General features: G+C 41.1%; 22 protein-coding genes. 6 read left to right on the top strand and 16 right to left on the bottom strand.

Annotated elements, in window-relative coordinates; translation table 11 throughout:
* Positions 1–110 precede the first annotated feature (110 nt).
* Entirely contained in the window at positions 111–755 is a 645-nt protein-coding gene (locus GP480_RS00845; RefSeq protein ID WP_160095004.1) for a thiamine phosphate synthase, read from the bottom strand.
* Positions 756–886: 131 nt separating this feature from the next.
* On the opposite strand from GP480_RS00845, the gene GP480_RS00840 reads away from it, so the two are divergent.
* A complete protein-coding gene (locus tag GP480_RS00840; protein ID WP_160095002.1) occupies positions 887–1,132 on the top strand; it encodes a hypothetical protein in 246 nt (81 codons plus the stop codon).
* A 12-nt stretch (positions 1,133–1,144) separates the two neighbouring features.
* Here the strand turns inward: GP480_RS00840 and glyA are convergent, their stop codons facing one another.
* The 7 genes from glyA to GP480_RS00805 all read right to left on the bottom strand — a co-directional run bounded on the left by glyA (position 1,145) and on the right by GP480_RS00805 (position 6,050).
* Positions 1,145–2,386, bottom strand: coding sequence for a serine hydroxymethyltransferase (gene glyA, locus GP480_RS00835; protein ID WP_272898934.1), 1,242 nt, complete (start codon positions 2,384–2,386; stop codon positions 1,145–1,147).
* Positions 2,386–2,826 (bottom strand): ribose 5-phosphate isomerase B, encoded by a 441-nt coding sequence (gene rpiB / locus GP480_RS00830; protein ID WP_160095000.1) that lies wholly within the window; start codon positions 2,824–2,826, stop codon positions 2,386–2,388. The genes glyA and rpiB overlap by 1 nt, the downstream gene beginning before the upstream one ends.
* Positions 2,827–2,863: 37 nt before the next feature.
* Entirely contained in the window at positions 2,864–3,841 is a 978-nt protein-coding gene (pheS, locus tag GP480_RS00825; RefSeq protein WP_160094998.1) for a phenylalanine--tRNA ligase subunit alpha, read from the bottom strand.
* On the bottom strand, positions 3,838–4,191 hold the full coding sequence (gene rplT / locus GP480_RS00820) for a 50S ribosomal protein L20 (RefSeq protein ID WP_067978778.1): 354 nt from the start codon (positions 4,189–4,191) through the stop codon (positions 3,838–3,840). The genes pheS and rplT overlap by 4 nt, the downstream gene beginning before the upstream one ends.
* Positions 4,192–4,204: 13 nt before the next feature.
* Positions 4,205–4,405 carry a large ribosomal subunit protein bL35 gene (locus tag GP480_RS00815; RefSeq protein ID WP_160094996.1) on the bottom strand — a complete coding sequence of 67 codons (201 nt, stop codon included), beginning with the start codon at positions 4,403–4,405 and terminating at the stop codon, positions 4,205–4,207.
* Positions 4,406–4,473: 68 nt separating this feature from the next.
* Positions 4,474–5,454 carry a tryptophan--tRNA ligase gene (gene trpS / locus GP480_RS00810; RefSeq protein WP_160094994.1) on the bottom strand — a complete coding sequence of 327 codons (981 nt, stop codon included), beginning with the start codon at positions 5,452–5,454 and terminating at the stop codon, positions 4,474–4,476.
* Between the two features lie 41 nt (positions 5,455–5,495).
* Positions 5,496–6,050, bottom strand: a complete 555-nt coding sequence (locus GP480_RS00805) for a nucleotide exchange factor GrpE (protein WP_160094992.1) — start codon at positions 6,048–6,050, stop codon at positions 5,496–5,498.
* 90 nt (positions 6,051–6,140) lie between these two features.
* Here GP480_RS00805 and GP480_RS00800 point away from each other — a divergent pair, with 90 nt between their 5' ends.
* The 3 genes from GP480_RS00800 to GP480_RS00790 are packed head-to-tail and all read left to right on the top strand — an operon-like array spanning position 6,141 to position 8,185.
* On the top strand, positions 6,141–6,785 hold the full coding sequence (locus GP480_RS00800; RefSeq protein WP_160094990.1) for a VirB8 family type IV secretion system protein: 645 nt from the start codon (positions 6,141–6,143) through the stop codon (positions 6,783–6,785).
* Positions 6,769–7,569 carry a TrbG/VirB9 family P-type conjugative transfer protein gene (locus GP480_RS00795; RefSeq protein WP_160094988.1) on the top strand — a complete coding sequence of 267 codons (801 nt, stop codon included), beginning with the start codon at positions 6,769–6,771 and terminating at the stop codon, positions 7,567–7,569. Before GP480_RS00800 ends, GP480_RS00795 begins: the two co-directional genes overlap by 17 nt.
* The gene (locus GP480_RS00790) at positions 7,562–8,185 is read left to right on the top strand and encodes an exopolysaccharide biosynthesis protein (RefSeq protein ID WP_160094986.1); all 624 of its coding nucleotides are present in this window, start codon (positions 7,562–7,564) and stop codon (positions 8,183–8,185) included. Before GP480_RS00795 ends, GP480_RS00790 begins: the two co-directional genes overlap by 8 nt.
* A gap of 5 nt (positions 8,186–8,190) precedes the next feature.
* Here the strand turns inward: GP480_RS00790 and GP480_RS00785 are convergent, their stop codons facing one another.
* The 3 genes from GP480_RS00785 to GP480_RS00775 form a co-directional block, all read right to left on the bottom strand.
* The gene (locus GP480_RS00785; RefSeq protein WP_160094984.1) at positions 8,191–9,297 is read right to left on the bottom strand and encodes a hypothetical protein; all 1,107 of its coding nucleotides are present in this window, start codon (positions 9,295–9,297) and stop codon (positions 8,191–8,193) included.
* A gap of 202 nt (positions 9,298–9,499) precedes the next feature.
* Entirely contained in the window at positions 9,500–11,629 is a 2,130-nt protein-coding gene (gene priA / locus GP480_RS00780) for a replication restart helicase PriA (RefSeq protein ID WP_160094982.1), read from the bottom strand.
* 149 nt (positions 11,630–11,778) lie between these two features.
* A complete protein-coding gene (locus tag GP480_RS00775) occupies positions 11,779–12,717 on the bottom strand; it encodes a gamma-glutamyl-gamma-aminobutyrate hydrolase family protein (protein WP_160094980.1) in 939 nt (312 codons plus the stop codon).
* 284 nt (positions 12,718–13,001) lie between these two features.
* Here GP480_RS00775 and pstC point away from each other — a divergent pair, with 284 nt between their 5' ends.
* Complete coding sequence (gene pstC, locus GP480_RS00770; protein WP_237111391.1) at positions 13,002–13,976, top strand: phosphate ABC transporter permease subunit PstC; 975 nt, start codon at positions 13,002–13,004, stop codon at positions 13,974–13,976.
* A gap of 82 nt (positions 13,977–14,058) precedes the next feature.
* Here pstC and grxD read toward each other — a convergent pair whose 3' ends face one another.
* The 5 genes from grxD to GP480_RS00745 form a co-directional block, all read right to left on the bottom strand.
* Positions 14,059–14,379, bottom strand: a complete 321-nt coding sequence (gene grxD / locus GP480_RS00765; RefSeq protein ID WP_160094976.1) for a Grx4 family monothiol glutaredoxin — start codon at positions 14,377–14,379, stop codon at positions 14,059–14,061.
* Positions 14,380–14,400: 21 nt separating this feature from the next.
* The gene (locus GP480_RS00760) at positions 14,401–14,646 is read right to left on the bottom strand and encodes a BolA/IbaG family iron-sulfur metabolism protein (RefSeq protein ID WP_160094974.1); all 246 of its coding nucleotides are present in this window, start codon (positions 14,644–14,646) and stop codon (positions 14,401–14,403) included.
* A 154-nt stretch (positions 14,647–14,800) separates the two neighbouring features.
* Positions 14,801–15,397: a 16S rRNA (guanine(966)-N(2))-methyltransferase RsmD gene (gene rsmD / locus GP480_RS00755; protein ID WP_160094972.1), complete on the bottom strand. Its 597-nt coding sequence runs from the start codon at positions 15,395–15,397 to the stop codon at positions 14,801–14,803.
* 475 nt (positions 15,398–15,872) lie between these two features.
* Complete coding sequence (recF, locus tag GP480_RS00750) at positions 15,873–16,922, bottom strand: DNA replication/repair protein RecF (RefSeq protein ID WP_160094970.1); 1,050 nt, start codon at positions 16,920–16,922, stop codon at positions 15,873–15,875.
* Positions 16,919–18,067 carry a cation:dicarboxylate symporter family transporter gene (locus tag GP480_RS00745; RefSeq protein ID WP_160094968.1) on the bottom strand — a complete coding sequence of 383 codons (1,149 nt, stop codon included), beginning with the start codon at positions 18,065–18,067 and terminating at the stop codon, positions 16,919–16,921. The genes recF and GP480_RS00745 overlap by 4 nt, the downstream gene beginning before the upstream one ends.
* Positions 18,068–18,331: 264 nt before the next feature.
* Between GP480_RS00745 and GP480_RS00740 the strand changes: the two genes are divergently transcribed.
* Positions 18,332–18,694, top strand: coding sequence for a hypothetical protein (locus GP480_RS00740; RefSeq protein WP_160094966.1), 363 nt, complete (start codon positions 18,332–18,334; stop codon positions 18,692–18,694).
* Positions 18,695–18,741: the final 47 nt, after the last annotated feature.

The raw sequence follows: 18,741 nt of genomic DNA, 5'->3' as shown, positions 1-18,741 counted from the left end.
ACTAAGTAGGAAGGGGTAAATGATTTAAACAGGGTATTCTCGTGTAGCTCCATGCAAAGGATGCAACACTTTCACTGCTCTCAGCACCGATTATGATTAAACTACAATTTTCATCCATATAGTGACCTTTCATAATACTTGCCTGTTTCCACAAGTGCTGCAAATTTCTCATAGGGGGATTCTCCTCTCCATAAGTAATCTGAAAAAGCAACGATATTGGCACCATTTCTCAGAAGTTGTACAAAGTTCTTTTTGTTGATCCCGCCAATACACACACAAGGAACTTCGGAAATTACATTTTTCCACTTGGCAAGTGTTGCCAAACTCGCTTTAGCTGGGGGATTGTGTTTTGTCTGACTCTCGAAGAAACATCCGAAAGACACATAATCAGCTAAGAGATTCTTTTTTGCCCGCTCAATGTCGTCATAACAACTTACACCTACGATTTTTCCTTTTGGTAGGAGATACCGACACTGCTCTAAGGTATTGTCCCCTGCACCTACATGAACACCGTCTGTCTCAAACCTTAGTGCCAAATCAATAAAATCGTTTATTATCAAGGGAATTTTATACTCACAACAAAGGCTACTCAAACGTGGTATCTCTTTTTCCAATAAACTCTTATCCTTGATTCGTAGCTGGAATGCATACACATATGCGAAAAAATCTTGAAAAAGTCTTGCTAGATCAGCATATTCAAGAGCAGTAATTTGCCTATCTGGTGATAGTATATAGAAGGTCTTATCCAACAACATATACGAACAACATACACTTATAGATTTTACAGTCGGAAAACGAGTGTATAAAGTTATTCAACTCTAAGTTGTTTATATCTTCTTAACACTCACCTTGTACGATTGATTTAGTTTGAAAATATATAGTTTTTATGCCTGAATTTACTGATTTAATCGATTCTGGAAATTACTTATTCGACTCAATGCTTTCTACTAACGTAACTGAAGGTGCATCCGCAGACCCTACAACCACACCTACAAACCCAGAAGAGAAGACATACCTAGACGCGCTTTGCGACATAAATGCAAAAGAACCTATAAATATCAAATCTCTCTGTCCTCTAGCCTGCAAAGCCCTCTTCGATCTTGTGGAATTCATCAAGCACCGTGGTGAATGAGACTAACCACTCTTACACGTTGTAAAAGTTGAACTTGCTTGTGAGGTCCGAGACTATTTCAGCCGCACTATCCGTGCTGATTTTTTCCTCAAGTAAGTCAGCAATCAACCCTCCAATATGCGTGAATTCGGATTCACGCATTCCACGTGTGGTTTCAGCTGGGCTACCAAATCGCAGACCAGACGTCACAAATGGCTTCTCCTCATCAAACGGAATAGCATTCTTGTTGCAGATTATTCCAGCACTTTCAAGTTTTGAGGCACTCACATTACCCTTAAGATTAAGTTTCCTCAAGTCAATCATAACGATATGAGTATCAGTACCACCAGAGAGAACATCAAAACCTCTATCTCTTAAAACGTTTGAAAGAGTCTTCGCATTCCTCACTACAGCACTAATGTAGTCTCTAAACTCCGTAGTAAGAGCTTCACCAAAAGCAACAGCTCTAGCAGCTATTGCGTGCATCTGAGGACCACCCTGCAACCCTGGGAATATGGCAGAATTTATTTTCCTTATGAGTTCCTCACTATTTGTAAGAATGATTGCACCACGTGGACCACGTAAAGTTTTATGGGTTGTAGACGTCATAACATCCACATAGGGGAAGGGAGACGGATACTCACCTGCAGCTATCAAACCAGCATAATGTGCCAAGTCACCCAGTAGATAAGCCCCAACCTCATCCGCTATTTCGCGAAAGCTCTTAAAATCTATATATCTCGAGTATGCTGATGCACCTGCAATGATCATTCTTGGAGAATGTTTTTTTGCTAGATCACGGACCTCATCCATGTCTATCTCGAAATTATCCCTTCTTACATCATAGTGAACTGCATTAAACCATTTACCAGAAAGATTCACACCTGCACCATGAGTAAGGTGACCTCCTGACGCAAGAGAAAAACCAAGAACCGTGTCACCAGGCTTTAGAAGTGCCAAAAATACGGCCTGATTTGCCTGAGAACCAGAGTGTGGTTGAACATTAGCATAAGAACACCCAAATAACTTACAGACCCTCTCTATTGCAAGACGCTCAACATGATCTGCATATTCACATCCACAATAGTAGCGTTTACCTGGATAACCTTCCGCATATTTATTCGTGAATACGGATCCCTGCGCTTCCAGGACCGCAGCACTTGCAAAGTTTTCGGAAGCAATCAACTGCAGATTTTTACGCTGCCTATTCACTTCACCATCAATAATCCTAGCAACAGTTGGATCAATTTCAGAGATTTTAGATTTAAAAAACACTATTCCCCTTCCTCATCAATTTTTTCTATCCTTTTTTTGTGACGCTCTTCACAACTAAATTTACTATTTACAAATGCCTCAACTATCTCAAGACACTTTGACACATTTAAAGCTCTTCCCGCAAGACATAAGACATTTGCGTCATTATGTTCCCTAGCCATCTTTGCTGCTTGCACATCGTAACACAGGGCAGCCCGAATTTTTTTGTACCTGTTAGCAGTTATACTCATCCCGATACCAGAACCGCATATCAAAATGCCAAAGTCTGCCCTTCCACCCAACACATCTAAGGAAACAGATTTAGCAAAATCAGGATAATCAGAAACAGCTGAACAGTACGCACCTCTATCCACCGAAAAGTAGCCCCGTGCACTAAAGAAGTCTATTAAAACCGCTTTAAGCGCGAATCCTGCATGATCAGCACCTATGGAAACCTTCATCCAAGCTAAAATTTATTTTACAGCAAAAACACCACGATCAGCTTACTTTCCACCTCAAATCATTTGAATAAAGGCTCCGCAAGTCATGAATATCATAATTCAGTACCGCCAGCCTTTCCAACCCAGCACCAAATGCAAAACCTCTATATTTATCAGGTGACACACCAACATTACGCAAAACATTTGGGTGCACCATGCCACATCCCATCACCTCGAGCCATTTACCATCTCGACTTCTTATATCGATCTCAGCAGAGGGCTCAGTAAAAGGAAAATAACTTGGCCTCATCCTCATTTTGGCACATCCAAAGAGATTGTCTAGAAAGAAACTAACACAATACCGCATATGGGACATATTTATATCCACGTCGACACATAGAACCTCCACCTGATGGAACATAGGAGTATGTGTAGCATCCCAATCGTTTCGATAGACTTTGCCCAGCGAGAAAATATAGAAAGGAGGCTCGCGTTCCTCCATTATCCGAATCTGTACAGAAGACGTATGCGTACGTAAAAGCTTATCTGCCTCAAAGAGATAGAAGCTATCCTGCATTTGCCGTGATGGGTGATGTGCAGGTGTATTTAAAGCATCGAACACATGATATTCATCTTCCACTTCCGGACCTTCTACATATTCCAATCCAAGAGAGGTAAGAATCCTTCTAGTGTCCTCAATAACTCTGATAAGAGGGTGCTTCAATCCCACCCTAAAAGGCCTGGCAGGACAGGACACGTCCACTGCTTCAGAAGCAAGTTTTTCATTTGATTCCTTTTCACGTATAAACTCTAGTCTACGCGCTAGCGCCAAGTTGAATTCCTTCAATAGGCTAGTCCATTCACCCAGCTGTTCTGACCGCGTACCCTGCTGGATGAGGGTAGCCAGAGCATTTCTAACTAGGCCACCCTTGTTAGACAAGTACTCAAACCGAAGCCTATTAAGCTCTTCAACAGAAAACACAGAGCCAAGACGTGAGTAAAAGCGGTCTCTGACTTCCCCAGAATCGACAGTCACAGCGCAGCCTTAGCTTTTTCCACTATCTCACCAAAAGCACTAGGCTGGCTTATTGCAAGCTCTGAAAGTACCTTTCTATTCATATCGACCCCAGCGGCTTTCAAACCCTTCATGAAGACAGAATAAACCAAGCCAAACGACCTCACAGCCGCATTGATTCTTTGAATCCATAAACTGCGAAAATCGCGCTTTCTAACCTTTCTGTCACGGTACGCATATTGCCAGGACTTCTCTAGTCTGCGGAGAGCTATTCTATAGCAGTTCTTCGACCTCCCATGAAAACCCTTAGCTTGCTTAATCACCTTCTTGTGACGCTGCCTAACCTGTACACCCCTCTTTACACGTGCCATTTTGTTCCTCCAACTAAAAACTGTAAGGCATCACACTCTTCATCAGACGCATCTTGCTCTTACTGATGAGGGTATATCCCTTCTGAACAAGAAGCATCCTCTTATTTCTCTTACGCATGTTATGACGCTTACCAGACTGCGTCACCATGACCTTTCCGGTGGAAGTCACCTTAAATCGCTTCTTAGCGCTGGAATTAGTCTTTAACTTAGGCATCTTCAAAACCTCGGAAAGAATAGTAACATCTATTCCTTCTCACAGCAACAAATCGAAACTATACGTGATCAAATGAGCTGCATAAGCTGTTTTATGCGTGTCAGGTTTGCACGAGCTATCTCTCTCATCGCCTCAGCAGAATCAGCAAGCATCCTTTTTACTGCATCCCTCTCAAGATTCTTCCTTTTCTCCTGTATTGGCAGAAGCTTTGCAAGAATAAGATCGATCAGCATAGATTTTAGTGCGGAAAAATTACTTACCTCGTTGCAGAGTTGCTCCACTTTTTTGCCACTAAGGCAAGCTGCTATATTGAGCAAGTTAGATGCCTCAGGTCTCTTTTGCAATCCTTCATGGGAGAAGCCCAATATTGAGTCTGTCTTAGCAGATAATATCTTCTTTTCAATCAACTCTTTTGGATCGGACAAATTGATTCTAGAAAAATCCGAAGGATCAGATTTGCTCATTTTTTTTGTTGGATCCGTGAGGCTCATTATCCTAGTGGCTTCCTTCTTTTTGAGAATCGTAGGTAACTTGAAGTACTCACCATACCGTTGATTAAAACGTAGCACCACATCCCTTGCCAATTCAACGTGTTGGGTTTGATCATCACCCACCGGCACAACTTCCGCATTGTATAGGAGTATATCAGCCACCATTAGGACCGGATATGCATATAAAGAAAGCATCGGCGTAACACCTGCTCTGTTCGACTTATCCTTAAACTGGGTCATCCTGTTGAGTAGGCCCATAGGAGTGATGCAACCAAGCAACCAACAGAGCTCTGCATGCTGAGGAATATGGGACTGCACAAATATACAACAATCGTTTGGATCTATACCGCACGCTATATAAGTACAAGCCATCTCTACGGAAGCGTCCGCCAGACCTAGTGTTCCCCCATCGAGGGAATGTAGATCAGCCATGAAAAAAAACTTCCTTTTATACCGAGACTGTATTTCTACCCAGACGTCTACGGCACCAAGCAAGTTTCCAAGCTGAACATACCCAGTTGGCTGTATCCCAGACAGAACAGTCTTATCCTCTACCATAGATCGTATTATTTAACTATTTACCTTTTAAGTAACGGATTTTATTCTAAATTATCTACTACTACAACAACTGCTGGACGCAGAAGGCGTCCTTTGATTGTATAGCCATCCTGTAGAACCTCAAAAACCGTGTTGTTAGGCAAATCTGCAGCCTTGACCGTACTTACTGCCTGGTGCAGATCGTGGTCAAACCGAGCCCCTTTGGCCTCGATCTTCTCTATGCCATTTTTCTTTAGAGCAGAAAAAATCGCGTCAAGAGTAAGCTTTGAACCTTCAAATACGGGCCCTTCAACATTATGCTCAAGCATATGAGCCACTGCCTTCTCAAGACTCTCAACGCTCACTAGAATCTCTTTGACAAGATCTAAAATGGCAAAATCTCGCACCTTCTCTATTTCCTTTTGAGCACTCTTTTTGATATTCTCCTGCTCGGCAAGGGCGTATGCTAGTTTCTTCTTCCATTGTTCCCTTTCATTGTTGAACTCTTCCTTAGAAATAAAACCAACTTTCAAAAGGCTCTCTTGAATATCCTTCTTTGAATCAGCACTTTCCTTTTCCCCTACTTTTTTGTGTTTTTCTGGTTGTTTCTCAGTCATATCTCTCACACGAACTTTTGCCAGTTAACCCTATTATCATATACGCTCAGTATAGGTTATATTATCGAATTCGATAAATTAAAACTTCTCATGCACGAACGAGATTTAAAGGAAGCTCTTGTTGAAGGAGGCAAGTATCACGAGGAAGGACTTTCGTGGCACTGCACAAAGAACTACTACATCTTCGTGGAACGTGTTTGGTTGCTTATGTTTCTAGCGCTCCTTTTTTCCACGCTCTGTGTGATGGGACTAAACATGTACTCTATGTTACCACTAAAAACAACAACTAACTTTCTTCGTTACACAGATAGCATAGACACGGATAATATAAGAGCTATTAGGCTGTACGACTTATACAAAAAAAACAATGACTTGCAGACGGTCATAGATCAATATTTGCTCTCAAAGTACATAGAAGTATGGGAAAAAGAAACAGGAGAGCAAGACAAGTTTATACAACTAAATTCCTCTCATATGATTTATGAGAAATTCCTTCAGTCTAGATCCAGGATTGCCAGTGCGATAAACAGACGTATCGAAATAATTGACATACAGATTCATAAAGATACTAAAACCAGTGGAAAAGTAGCAATAGCAAAGGTAAGGTCCTATGGAGATGGTAAGAACGAAGAAAAGATGGTAAAGATTGCTTTCAGGACAACAGATGTTATTTTGGCGCATAGAGACATCACACCATTAGAGTTAATAGTAAGCGGTTATGAAGAGATCATATAGTTTTGCCACCTTGCTCATGCTACATCTCGTGCTGTGTTTGCCAGCACTTGCTGATCAAAGGGCCCACTCGTTGGCTTCTACTCCGCATATAAAAGAGATTGTTTACAATCCAAATGGCATTCACACGTACACCGGATTCTTTGGCTACCAATCCAGCATAGTTTTCGAGGAGGGAGAGGTGATAAGCACTATCTCTATGGGTGACTCAACTGGTTGGCAACTTGACGCTCAGGGCAACAGACTTTTCCTTAAACCCGTCGAAGACAACGCAACAACGAACGTCACGATTCTTACAAGTAAGCGGGTTTATCATTTCATTTTTACCGCTAAGGAAGCGCGTGATGTACGTGACCCAGAACTGGCATACGAAGTGCGTTTCCGGTATCCTTCAAATGCTGTCAGCATACAAAACGCTGGTATCACAAGCATGCAAAACGGAAACGTGGAAAGTACCGGGCTTGATATCGGCAAAAAAGCATATCTAAATTTCGACTATAAACTTTCTGGATATGATGCAATAAAGCCAATCAAAGTTTTTGATGATGGACGCTTTACTTATATGCAGTTCCCAAGCGTAAATGCAAATCTACCGGCTGTTTTTCGAGTGGATTCGCAGGGGTACGAGGCTTTAGTGAATTACCATATTTCGGGCAAATATCTGGTGGTGCAAGAGGTTGCACCGCTTTTCACATTGCGTCATGGACATGATCACGTATGTGTTTTCAACATGAAAACTGCCCTTAAAAAAAGAAAGGGCGGTTCCAAGGTTTTTACAAATGGATAAGGACCAAAACACCTCCGATGTGTTGGAATCAGTTGTCGTACATGGTGTAACAGACTCTATTACACTATTTGAAATAAAGCACGCCCTGCATGAGCGTGGGTTCGCGCTACTGCTTCTTCTTTTTTCGCTACCGCTTTCGATACCCTTGCCTGTGCCACCCGGCTACACAACTGTTCTCTCAATCCCTATATTGTTTTTTTCTGTGCAGATCATTCTTGGATGCGATTCTCCGTGGTTACCAAAATTTCTTGGGGAAAAATCAATGAAGCGCAAAAGTCTTGCTTTCTTAATCGAGAAAACGGTGCCAATACTGCGCAAAGTGGAGAAATTCACGCGTCCTAGATTCCCTATTTTGAACAACGCTTTTGGTGAGAGGATTTACGGTGTTATTTCTCTTATGTGTGCCATCTCGATCGCAATTCCGTTACCATTGACAAATTTCATCCCGGCAGGGGGAATCGTACTAATGTCGCTCGGGGTATTAAACAGGGATGGAATAATTAGTATACTAGGGGTAGTAACATCATTCGCAGGACTCTTTATCTCAGCCTTAGTGATCATCCTAGGACAAAAAATGGTTATTGAGCTCCTTTCTATCCTAGGAGTAAAATTGTGATCCTTTTATGGAACGATATCCATCATTACAGGCACAACACGGGCACTCACACTCACATCAGCAAGGTCGGAAGTAATGAGATCCTCCTGTGTTCTGCATGTCAAATATATATCAAGTAGACATAACAACACAGCAAATAAAAGACCGACACGTAGTACGCCCTCCTGTATGGAAATCGCCACAACGCCAGTACCCTCCAAGCCTCTAAGGACTCTATTCCCAAGGGACAAGATTCCAATACCAAAGAATACCCACAGCGTATTTGGAGTCCTTTGCAGAAACGGCTTGTTTTCTGTTGGTGTACAATCTGCTTTACCCGCACTCTTATTCCGCTGCTGTGAGTAGTATGAGTAGAGATATAGTGAGGTGCATAACAATCCAATAAACGTAAACATGAGCTCCAATATGTCATCTACCGTGAGGACAAAGTCTTTATGTGCTTTTTTCAGCCCGAAATCGTGAAACAGATCGACGACAAGAAGAACCTCAAGTATTAAACCACCAAGCAAAGTAAAAAACCGAAGATAAGTAGCTATTCTAGCGGGCTTAGCAGGTTGAGAAGGTTTGCAATCGTCTTTTATTGTGCAGACAATATTGGATAACCGTTTCTTGCTTGGAACAAGCATTTCTTCACAGAAAGTGATGCGAGCCCCTATGTTTGCACGCACCTTAGGCAGAGCAAGACGCCTTAAAAGAAAAATTACAAAAAAAGCAGCAGTACCACACAGAAAAAGTGTCTCCACTGTTTTCTCCAGTGTGCTGCTCATCAGCAACTTAGGCCGCAGTAACGCTACAAAAATACTCAAGCTACCACCCGTGAATACACATAGCGCTGCCAATTCTATAAGAACAAAAGCTCTCTGCAGCTTCTTAAGCCTCATATAGCTCGCCACAACTGTGCCAAGCTCTCTCTCTATAGCATCCACCAGGAGAGGCATATTATCCTCAGATATGTATCCGTGTTCACCCTCATTTTGCTTAAGAAGAGAATCGCGCGCCTTATTAAGTTTCATATAGGTAGCAAAACACTCGCTCAGCCTCTTATCGATATCACTTAATAAGAAAGGAGATACATCTTTAACGCCACTTTTAAGTTCAGATGGAGTTTTCATATTTACAATCCAAGATAAAAAAGAAGATAAAAATTTGCTACAAAAGCACGCACAAGAATCCCAAAAAGAAAAATACTACAACTAAGTACAAAGCAAAGAAAATAACCAGCTGCACTAAAAGTAAAAACATCATTACACAAGAACAGGGTCCATCAGGGTAGTGAATTCTATAGTTCATGTAAAGTATTTTACTATCTAGAACTCACAAAAAACACAGGGGATCCACATCAACTTGTACTCCTACTTTTTTTTCAGCGGTAAATTGGGTAAGCAAGTTTGTTAAAATAGTACGAGAAGAAAATTTTTTAGGAACAACAACGAGTATTCTATACCTAAATTGATTTTTTTTCACCCCTATTGCAGCGGGACAAGGCCCGAAAATATTTATTTCTCTAACCGAAATAATAGCCTTCGCTATTTTCCTGGCACACATGATGACTTCCCTTTCCATCAATCCAGAAATAATAATACTGATGAGCCTACTAAAAGGAGGCATTTCCTCAGTGCGCCTCATTTTGAGCTCCTCTTCGTAGAAAGTTTGTCTATCGTTATTTTTTAAAGCCTCTATTACGACACTATCTGGTGAATAACTCTGCATCACTACTTTACCAGGATATATTTTTCTCCTTCCGACCCGTCCGATAGCTTGTTGCAATATCTGAAAACTCTTTTCCGAGTTGCGTAAATCACCTGCATGCATGGAAACATCGCTGTCAATGATCGCCAAAAGAGTGAGCCTAGGAAAATCATAACCCTTAGCAATGATCTGTGTACCAATCACTACATCGACATCACCCTTTTCTATTTTTCTGATGTTCTCGGTAAGCTTGGTATCACTACTCATGATCACTACTCTTTTACTTGGAAAAAGTTCACCGATTTCCTCCGCAATTTTTTCCACCCCAGGACCAAATGGTATTATTGTGTCCGATGAACATTTCTCGCACTTCGTTATCATGGGACGTTTGAAACCACACAAGTGACACAAAAGTGTGTTGTTTTGTTTATGCTCAACTAACCATGCAACACAGTCTGGACACTTCATTCTATGACCACAACTCGAACATATTATTATCGACGCATAGCCTCGTTTGTTGAGAAACAAAAGGCTCTGCATACCAGCATCGAAAGTAGAGTTCAATTCTTCATACAACTCATGAGAGATATGCTGACTCACTTTTTGGGCTTTGCGCATATCCACCACCTTCACATCTGGAAGCTGAGCTCCGCCAAATCTGTGCTCCAATTTAAGATGGACAAACCCTTTTTTTTGCACATTATAATAGCTTTCCAAAGATGGTGTGGCTGACGACAAAATTACTGGAATATCGAATAGCTTACCTCTCGTTATGGCTAGATCCCTTGCATTATATGTGAAATCTCCTTGATCCTGTTTGAATGATTGATCATGTTCTTCGTCCACAACAATCATTCGTAAATTTGGCATTGGAAGTAAGACTGCTGACCTTGCTCCGATAACCAATCTGGCTTTATTTGTCACAACTTTGTGCCAGTTCTTTCTCCTAAGTGCAGGAGAGAGTTCCGAATGCCATTCTATAATTTCAATCATCCCGAGAAAACTTTTCTTGACTCGCTCAAAAACGTAAGAAGCAAGAGCTATCTCGGAAAAAAGCATTATAACTTGAGCTTCTGCATCCCCCTGTAGAAGCTCAAGTACAGCTGAAAGATACACTAATGTCTTACCCGAACCTGTAACACCGTCCAAAAGGTATACAGTAAACCCATCCATACAGATTTTGTTTCTAGCAGCACTCTGCTCATCCGAAAGCTTGAACTCAAGTTTTTTTAGCTCCTCAGACACAGCCTTTACCTCACTAATTGATGCATGAACACGCTCTATTGCACCAACATCGATAAGTTTCTGCACTGTTTTCTTTTGAACCTTTGCTGCGTCCAATATATCCGAAGTAATATGTTGATTTCCTCCAAATAATTCAAGCACACGGCACATTGCTGGGGTTAAATTAGATCTTTTAACATCATGGCTAGTCATAACGTATACAGCACTATCAGGAATATCCCTAATCAGTGCAGAACGTAGTACCAAACCAACCTTGGTGAAATTGTAACATGCAACCCAAGAGAGAAATTGTACATACTCAGATGAAAAAGGCGGTATCTGTTCTACAGCCAAGATTTCCTTTAGAACGTACTCGTGATCATTCTCCGGTACTACGGATGTGACAAGCCCTGTTATTTTTCTCCCACGGAAATCAACTTTAACAAGATTCCCTACATACGCATCAAAATGTCCAGAAGAGTACAGAAACCCACTATCCAATGGGAGCGGAAGCACGACATTCAGGTGCATCTAAATACGGAAATCAATGGAAACGATAGTAACATTCGAAAAATGCGTTTAAATAATTGCACACACAAACCAGGGTATAAACGAAATTTCTTCAGAAGAAACTGATGCTTCGTTCAACTTTAGAGACAAACACGGCACATACAAGGAGTCTATGACTCAATAAAATGGAGAAACAAATACCTCGCTGCATCGACACTTCTCAATAATTTCTCCGGCAGCTCATGTATCTCTTCTGGCGTAAATTCAAGCAAGAAACTCTCTATATGGGGCTGAAAATAAAAATTTCCGTACTGATCTTCCACAATTTCAACAACACCATCTTCGGCAAAGCCAACCACATTGTAACCGGACTCTCTTAGGAGCTTGAGATTGTCCTTATTGAGCGCAACGCCCTCTGAGTGTAGCTCTGGGATATAAAGTATCAACCAACCATTCGCTGTGACCTCAAGAGGTACATGTGAAATAACCTCAGCTACTTTGCTCGCAGGATTGACCATAACTTTTCTGATCAACCTATCCGGATATGGGCCTGTAGGACCGCTCACTCTCGGATCCTTTTCTTTCTTATGAAGTTCTGCAATATCCATTTGCGATAGATTCAGTATGCGAATACCATCAGCATTAAAGAATTGCTGCATACCTCCACAAATCCCAAGGATGGAAACCTTACTTTTTTTTACAAGTCCAAGCAAAGCTTTATACATGTGACCCTTTGTAGAGGTCGGATGTAAGGGAGACATATGCACATTGTACACATCACCTGGTAGGATTAGGTGTTTTACTCCCTGCATTTCCAGTCTGTTCTCAAGCACCTCTTCCAATGGAACTTCTTTATTCTTCTTCAGGTAATCAGAATGGATCAAGTTATAGTCCACCATCACAACTTCGAACTCACGCCCGAGAGCTTCTGGAAGTTTAAAAAATTTTTCTACTCCAAGGGCTTCGCGCTCGTAAACGTACAAGTCCGTAGAGAAAATCCCAATTCTTGGCACGGCGAACGCAGGAACCAAGAAAAGCAAAAAGTAAACAAACGGAAAAGTAAATTTCCCTATAAACCTGAGATAAAAAACACCGGTGGAACGAAACATCAAGTACAATTCTATGAAGAAACCTGCTAAAATCTATAGTAACCTATAACACTTTTTAACCCAGAAACAAGAAGTGTAACTTTGGTGAATCAGGCACACATCTCATATACCTTTATACTGTTCATATACCCTACTCACCCATGCAATGAGTAGGGTATTTTCGTGTACACATGCTAATCAAAATTACTAGAAAAAAAACAAGAAGTGTGTAAGTCTTAGAATGGAGAAGCCGTCGTGATTTCGTGGATAGTACAAGTCGTGCAGTTAGACTAAATACAGCCTTGATGCTACTTGTGTCTGCAGTATTAGCTTTTTCCTTTAATAGTACCTTTATTTTCTTTTTAGGTATTTTTTTTGCTCTTTTGCTCTGGTCAAAGAGAACGTTTGTTCTGTGTGCTTCGGTTGCGTTAATTGCGACTTCGATGGTCACAGCATTGATCATCTTATCTCTCGTGACACAAACGGTTTCGTTCTTCCGTGTGGTTTCCCCAATGGATTTCTTTTTTGGAACCGTGTGGGCACCGAACGGAACAATCATAGACGGGCAAGTCGAAAAACTCTTCGGCATATTACCACTGCTTTTTGGAACAACAATGGTGGCTTTGATTGGTAGCACAGTTGGCACACCTATAGGTATAGGAGCAGCTATAGCATTGACCTACTTCATACCGAAAAAAGTCAGGAATGTTATTAAGCCGATAATAGAAATAATGGCTGGCATACCGACCGTAATATACGGCTACTTTTCCCTAGCGTTCGTGCCAGCGTTGGTGCAAAAACTCGGACATCTGTTACACCTTAACATTTCGACTGAAAGTGCCTTATCTGCTGGAATAGTAATAGGCATTATGATCATTCCTCTTGTTACATCCCTTACTGACGACCTTTTGCGTACAACACCGAAGAGCTTATATTACGGTGCCGCAGCACTTGGCAGCACACAGACCGAAATTATATTGAGAGCAGTCTTACCAAACTGCCTACCTGGAATAGTCGCAATCGTTCTTTTAGGTTTCTCAAGGGCACTGGGTGAGACTATGGTGGTGCTCATGCTAACAGGAATTTCGGCAAATATCGATTACAACATATTCCACACGATTACCACGGTGACTGTACAGATTGTCACAATATTGACAGGTGACCAAACACTGAATACCGAGGAAAGTCTATCTGCATATGCGCTAGGCATGACGCTCTTCATATTGACTTGGATATTAAACGCCGTTTCAATGTCTATGTCTAAAAGACACGCACATTAAACTCAGTGGATAAGAATAACCCAACAAAGAGAGAACCTTGCACTTTCTCGAAGGTATTCACAATTGAGCCAGATACAGCTATTTAGCCAGCCAAGTTATTCTCAAAAAGAGTTTTCAGTTCTCCGCTCTCGTACATCTCCCTGACAATGTCGCATCCACCGATGAATTCACCTTTCACATACAACTGCGGGATGGTCGGCCAATCTGCAAACTTCTTTATTCCTTCCCTCAACTCAGGATCCTCTAAGATATTCACCCCATGAAAGGTGATACCTAAAGTTTTAAGAATGTTAACAACAGCACCCGAAAATCCACACATTGGCATCTCAGACGTACCCTTCATAAAAAGCACGACGTCATTCTGGCTAATTATTCTCTCTATTTCCGTAAAAATATCTTTCATGATGAACGCACTGCGTATTTTTTAAGTCTTAATCTTGGTCTCAATAGAAATCGAGTGGAGCTTTTCCTTAAGAATTCCTCCTAAAGCTGAAACTACTAATCTATGGCGCTCTACCGCTGATTTTCCAGCAAAAGACGCAGAGCGGATTTTAAGATAGTAATGATCTTTATCACCAACAGTGTCAACAAGCTGGATATCAACCTCAGGATCCACATCGGGAAACGCATCTAAAAGCAACCTTGTGATCTCCTTCTCTTCGACGGGCACAACCACTCCGACCGTATCAAACAACCACCAAGGGTTAACACAAAGAATACAAGTAATCAATTCTCATACTAATCCCCACACGATCCTGCGTTTGCTGAACCTCATTATTCGCGAACAAAAGCTAAATCTACGAGGACAAAGAGTACTCAGGTCTCTACTCTTTTAGCGGCAAATCATGGCCTATATAAATGAATGTCAGCAACTCGGACATCCCATATCTTCTTGAATCAATCAACTCAAAGGCACAGTGATTTAATTTGAATATCTCTTTCTTGTGTTTCTCCAAAATAACAATACTTCCATCACAAAGCCAACCACGTTCATGAAGCCCTGCAAAGCTCTTCTCAGTTATCTTAGATGCACGATATTGAGGTGTTTTCTCATTATATGGGGGATCCATGAATACAACATCGTATTGTTTGCCCGACTCCTCTAGCTTTACTACATCCCTACTAATGACAGTGATTTCATCATGGATAGCCATTTTTTCGAGATTGGCATATATGCACCGCGTATCAATATCAACCGCTGTAACACTTGCAAAACCTCGCGAAAGCGCTTCTATACTAACAGAACCCGTACCTGTAAAGAGATCAAGGAAGTGAATCTCTTCTGGTAATTTTGTCACAAAACGCGCGTGCAAGATGATGTTAAAAAGCGCTTCGCGCACCTTCCCCATGGTAGGCCTAATGTCGACACCTTTTATGAGACCTATTTTCCTCTCTTTGTACTTACCCGCAATAACACGCATCTAGCTAAGGATGAACGACCAGCGTAAGTTTAGCACAAATAGTCAGTGCTTTCCTCAGATTTTTGAGTCAGAATAGCTTTAAACAAAAGAAGTCCCTTTGTAAGTAAGCACACTTTTGCTTAAGACACTCAGCTAAACAAGATCCTCCAGCGCGTATTACATATTCCATTTCTCTCAGTGGAAACAACGGTGAAATGCGATTTGTAAATATTAGTAGAACAACGTTCAATGCTAAGCAACCGCAAACGAGAACTTCTCATCACAACAAACCAATGGAAGACAATCACTAAAGATAAGTGGCTAACTTTTTCAGATAGACCCTCATACAGCTAGATCTCTTGTAACAAACACTACTGATCGAAATAAAATACCCATACACACTTCATTACTCTCTTCAGTATTCACTAGGATGATAGAAGTAGGACCAACCTGTATATTCAGCATCACAATAGAGGTTCCGAGACCAATCTAATTACTAAACCGGGATAGTCTGTATTACATTTGCAAACTGCACAAACTTGCTGTTGTCGAGATCACTAAAAAAAAACTGGCAATTTTTTTTAGTTACCTCCGAAAGGAAGGCTGAAGAATTTTGCGGATCTAGATGAGCAAAAATATCATCTAAAAGTATTATGTCTATTAGTTCACCAGCAGCAAGTATTATCCCCAAGATAAGCAATTTTTGCTCCCCTGTAGAATAACATCTAGCGGTATTTTCTCCTTGTCGTACTGTAGCAAGAAAGTCCGTTCGGTGTACACCAAATTGCATCTTTCCAGTGACAGTATCCGCAGCTCTACTTCTTTCAAGAGCGGACTGAATACACTCCATCTGCTCAGACGAACCTACCTTATCAATCGAACTTGCAACAGGACAGAGCAACTTGATTTCTAGGGAACCAAAACCTCTAGGAGGAAAATTGCTCACCAATTGTCGGATGAAACTCACTCTCGCATCAGTAATAGCTATACATAATTCTGCTAGTTTTTTTTCATTAACGTTTAACCATATCTTGGACGCACGTGCACCAAGAATTTTTAGGCGTTCTGACTTAAAACGTTCGTACATCACAAGATTCTCAAGGTGCTGAGGCTCAGAAAGTGCAACCATACGGTCAAAAAACTTTCTCCTGACAGACTTATCAGTAGTAAACACATTACACATCTGCGGAGTGAGCCACATCACCTTGACAAGATCAATTACCTTTTTAAAGCACTGAACAGGCTTTCCATTTACTCTGGTAACTCTCTTATCCTCACAATAGCCCATCCCGACTTCTCTTAAGTCAGCGCCACCGGCAAATTTCAGACTTACCTCCCAGGAAAGAGTCCCAGATCGAATCAGCTCGGTATTACTCGCAGACCTGAGTCCCAATCCAGGAGATAATTTTGATATAGCTTCAAGTATACTTGTTTTGCCAGCACCGTTTTTCCCACAAAGCAAGATATGCCTACTTTCAAACGACGCTGTCCAAAAAGCATGATTACGGAAATCCTTAAGTAAGACTCCCGTAATATAGGGCTTCATTTGTCAACCGTGGCCGTTTTTTCACCTTTATATAGCTTACTGAAAAAAATAGCGAAAGCACCATTACCGAAAATGTTAAGCACCGTCTGAAAGGGATCAAAAATGACATACAAAGTGGTAATGAGGGTCAACATTTCTGGTGTGAAGCCAAGACGTGAACTAAAGAAAGGTAACAAAATTATTATCCCCCCGCCTGGAATACCCACGGTAGCAAAGCGGTAAACTATGAAGAAAAAGATGTACATGCATAGATCATATACGCCCAGCATCTTACCTGTAAAAGTAAAGAGAATAGCCATTAAAGTGATCGTAATATTAAACGTATCACCCATAACGTGGAAGTTCACCGCTGGAGGTAAGATAGCACTTGCTACATGCGAATCATCAGTATTTTTCTTTGTTGCAATCAACAAAGCTGGCAAAGTTACAGCACTTGACATGGTCGTAAATGCTGTAATCAGTGCAGGTGCAACATTCAAGATAGCAGAACCTACTTTTTTCCCTGTTAAAATCAAATACCAAAACAAAGAATATGAAATAGAGCTAAGCAGTATGACAAGTAACATTACTGAATAGTGATCTATTACTGGTTGTAGCATCTTATCACTTGCAATTTTGACCGCTAGACCGCCAATAAAGATCGGTATTACGGGCATAATGATCTTGTTTAGTAAAAAGTTACAGGCACTGCACAATTTATCGTTCAAGAAGTTCACCCTATCACCGAATACCATAAGCAGCACAGTTCCTATCACAATACTCAATGGCATTGCATACTCTGTGCGTATTAATTGAGGAAGGTATAATCTCCACATGGGTACAAGAACAGTGACGGATTCATCAACAATGTTTTGAACATCCGGTAAAAAGATACGCCCAACCAAATAGGCAAGACAGATCGCCACTACATTCGAGGCTGTAACGAAAAAAATAAAAGAAACAAGCAAACCCGAGGCCTTTGCTCTCATTCTTACTATCAGGTCAAGTAGAGCGCTGAAGATAACAAAAGGCAAGATTACCAAAATTATATCCTGAATCGTCAAACTGACCGCATACATAGCTGAACGGATGTTCAGAGGGATGTGACCTACCCATAGAAAGACTGCTATGATTATCAAAACCGTAGCGATATTGAAAATACGCATGATAAACCCAGGAAACTAACCTTCTATAGGGATTCTACAATCGCCTGGATAGATTGTACATGTCTAGCTTAAAAACGTTCCTATGATAAACGTAAATTTCCAAGTAACCAAAACCCACTACACGTAGAAAGCATCTTTTAATCTTCACTCATATCAAGTAAACATGATATTTGGTGCGGCTCGTTGCGGTGTCTCATTGTCAGTGTATTTTCCAAAAAAATCTCATGTCCGTTTCCTTGCTTTGAGTTTTTGAATTAACAAACTATGCTTAACCTCTCTAGAAAAAAGTTCGCTGCGTGTGTGTGTCTTTTATTGTTTCTTTCGGCTTGTGCACAAAAAACGATTGTACACGGCTACCTAGTTGAGAACCCAATTAAACTTGGAGAACGCAAAGAAGTGGTTAGAATAATGTCGGGTGATCCTACGCTAATAGATGGTGAAACCTGGTACTACGTAAGAATAACTACACGCTCTGATTCCGTTGGGGTCAGGAAAAATTACTCTGCAAATGTAATAAAAGTCGTTTTTGTGAACAATGTGGTCAGTGATATTCAAAAAGCAGATATACCAAAAGAAAAGGTTCTTAAAATGGCAAAGAAAAAGTTGACTCAAGAGGAAAGTAGCTAGCTCACAAAATTGGGAGATGTTCTCACCAGTACACACTAATCAGAGCC

The organism is Neorickettsia findlayensis, assembly GCF_009856525.1.
GTDB lineage: Bacteria > Pseudomonadota > Alphaproteobacteria > Rickettsiales > Anaplasmataceae > Neorickettsia > Neorickettsia findlayensis.
The sequence above is the reverse complement of the archived record's forward strand: the minus strand, read 5'-3'. Positions and strand labels throughout refer to the sequence as shown.

Excerpts from the sequence above, each read along its gene's own strand:
- GP480_RS00845 (WP_160095004.1), bottom strand. The coding sequence starts at position 755 with ATGTTGTTGGATAAGACCTTCTATATACTATCACCAGATAGGCAAATT.
- GP480_RS00840 (WP_160095002.1), top strand. The coding sequence starts at position 887 with ATGCCTGAATTTACTGATTTAATCGATTCTGGAAATTACTTATTCGAC.
- rpiB (WP_160095000.1), bottom strand. The coding sequence starts at position 2,826 with ATGAAGGTTTCCATAGGTGCTGATCATGCAGGATTCGCGCTTAAAGCG.
- rplT (WP_067978778.1), bottom strand. The coding sequence starts at position 4,191 with ATGGCACGTGTAAAGAGGGGTGTACAGGTTAGGCAGCGTCACAAGAAG.
- GP480_RS00815 (WP_160094996.1), bottom strand. The coding sequence starts at position 4,405 with ATGCCTAAGTTAAAGACTAATTCCAGCGCTAAGAAGCGATTTAAGGTG.
- trpS (WP_160094994.1), bottom strand. The coding sequence starts at position 5,454 with ATGGTAGAGGATAAGACTGTTCTGTCTGGGATACAGCCAACTGGGTAT.
- GP480_RS00805 (WP_160094992.1), bottom strand. The coding sequence starts at position 6,050 with ATGACTGAGAAACAACCAGAAAAACACAAAAAAGTAGGGGAAAAGGAA.
- GP480_RS00800 (WP_160094990.1), top strand. The coding sequence starts at position 6,141 with ATGCACGAACGAGATTTAAAGGAAGCTCTTGTTGAAGGAGGCAAGTAT.
- GP480_RS00795 (WP_160094988.1), top strand. The coding sequence starts at position 6,769 with ATGAAGAGATCATATAGTTTTGCCACCTTGCTCATGCTACATCTCGTG.
- GP480_RS00790 (WP_160094986.1), top strand. The coding sequence starts at position 7,562 with ATGGATAAGGACCAAAACACCTCCGATGTGTTGGAATCAGTTGTCGTA.
- GP480_RS00785 (WP_160094984.1), bottom strand. The coding sequence starts at position 9,297 with ATGAAAACTCCATCTGAACTTAAAAGTGGCGTTAAAGATGTATCTCCT.
- priA (WP_160094982.1), bottom strand. The coding sequence starts at position 11,629 with ATGCACCTGAATGTCGTGCTTCCGCTCCCATTGGATAGTGGGTTTCTG.
- GP480_RS00775 (WP_160094980.1), bottom strand. The coding sequence starts at position 12,717 with ATGTTTCGTTCCACCGGTGTTTTTTATCTCAGGTTTATAGGGAAATTT.
- pstC (WP_237111391.1), top strand. The coding sequence starts at position 13,002 with ATGCTACTTGTGTCTGCAGTATTAGCTTTTTCCTTTAATAGTACCTTT.
- grxD (WP_160094976.1), bottom strand. The coding sequence starts at position 14,379 with ATGAAAGATATTTTTACGGAAATAGAGAGAATAATTAGCCAGAATGAC.
- rsmD (WP_160094972.1), bottom strand. The coding sequence starts at position 15,397 with ATGCGTGTTATTGCGGGTAAGTACAAAGAGAGGAAAATAGGTCTCATA.
- recF (WP_160094970.1), bottom strand. The coding sequence starts at position 16,922 with ATGAAGCCCTATATTACGGGAGTCTTACTTAAGGATTTCCGTAATCAT.
- GP480_RS00745 (WP_160094968.1), bottom strand. The coding sequence starts at position 18,067 with ATGCGTATTTTCAATATCGCTACGGTTTTGATAATCATAGCAGTCTTT.
- GP480_RS00740 (WP_160094966.1), top strand. The coding sequence starts at position 18,332 with ATGCTTAACCTCTCTAGAAAAAAGTTCGCTGCGTGTGTGTGTCTTTTA.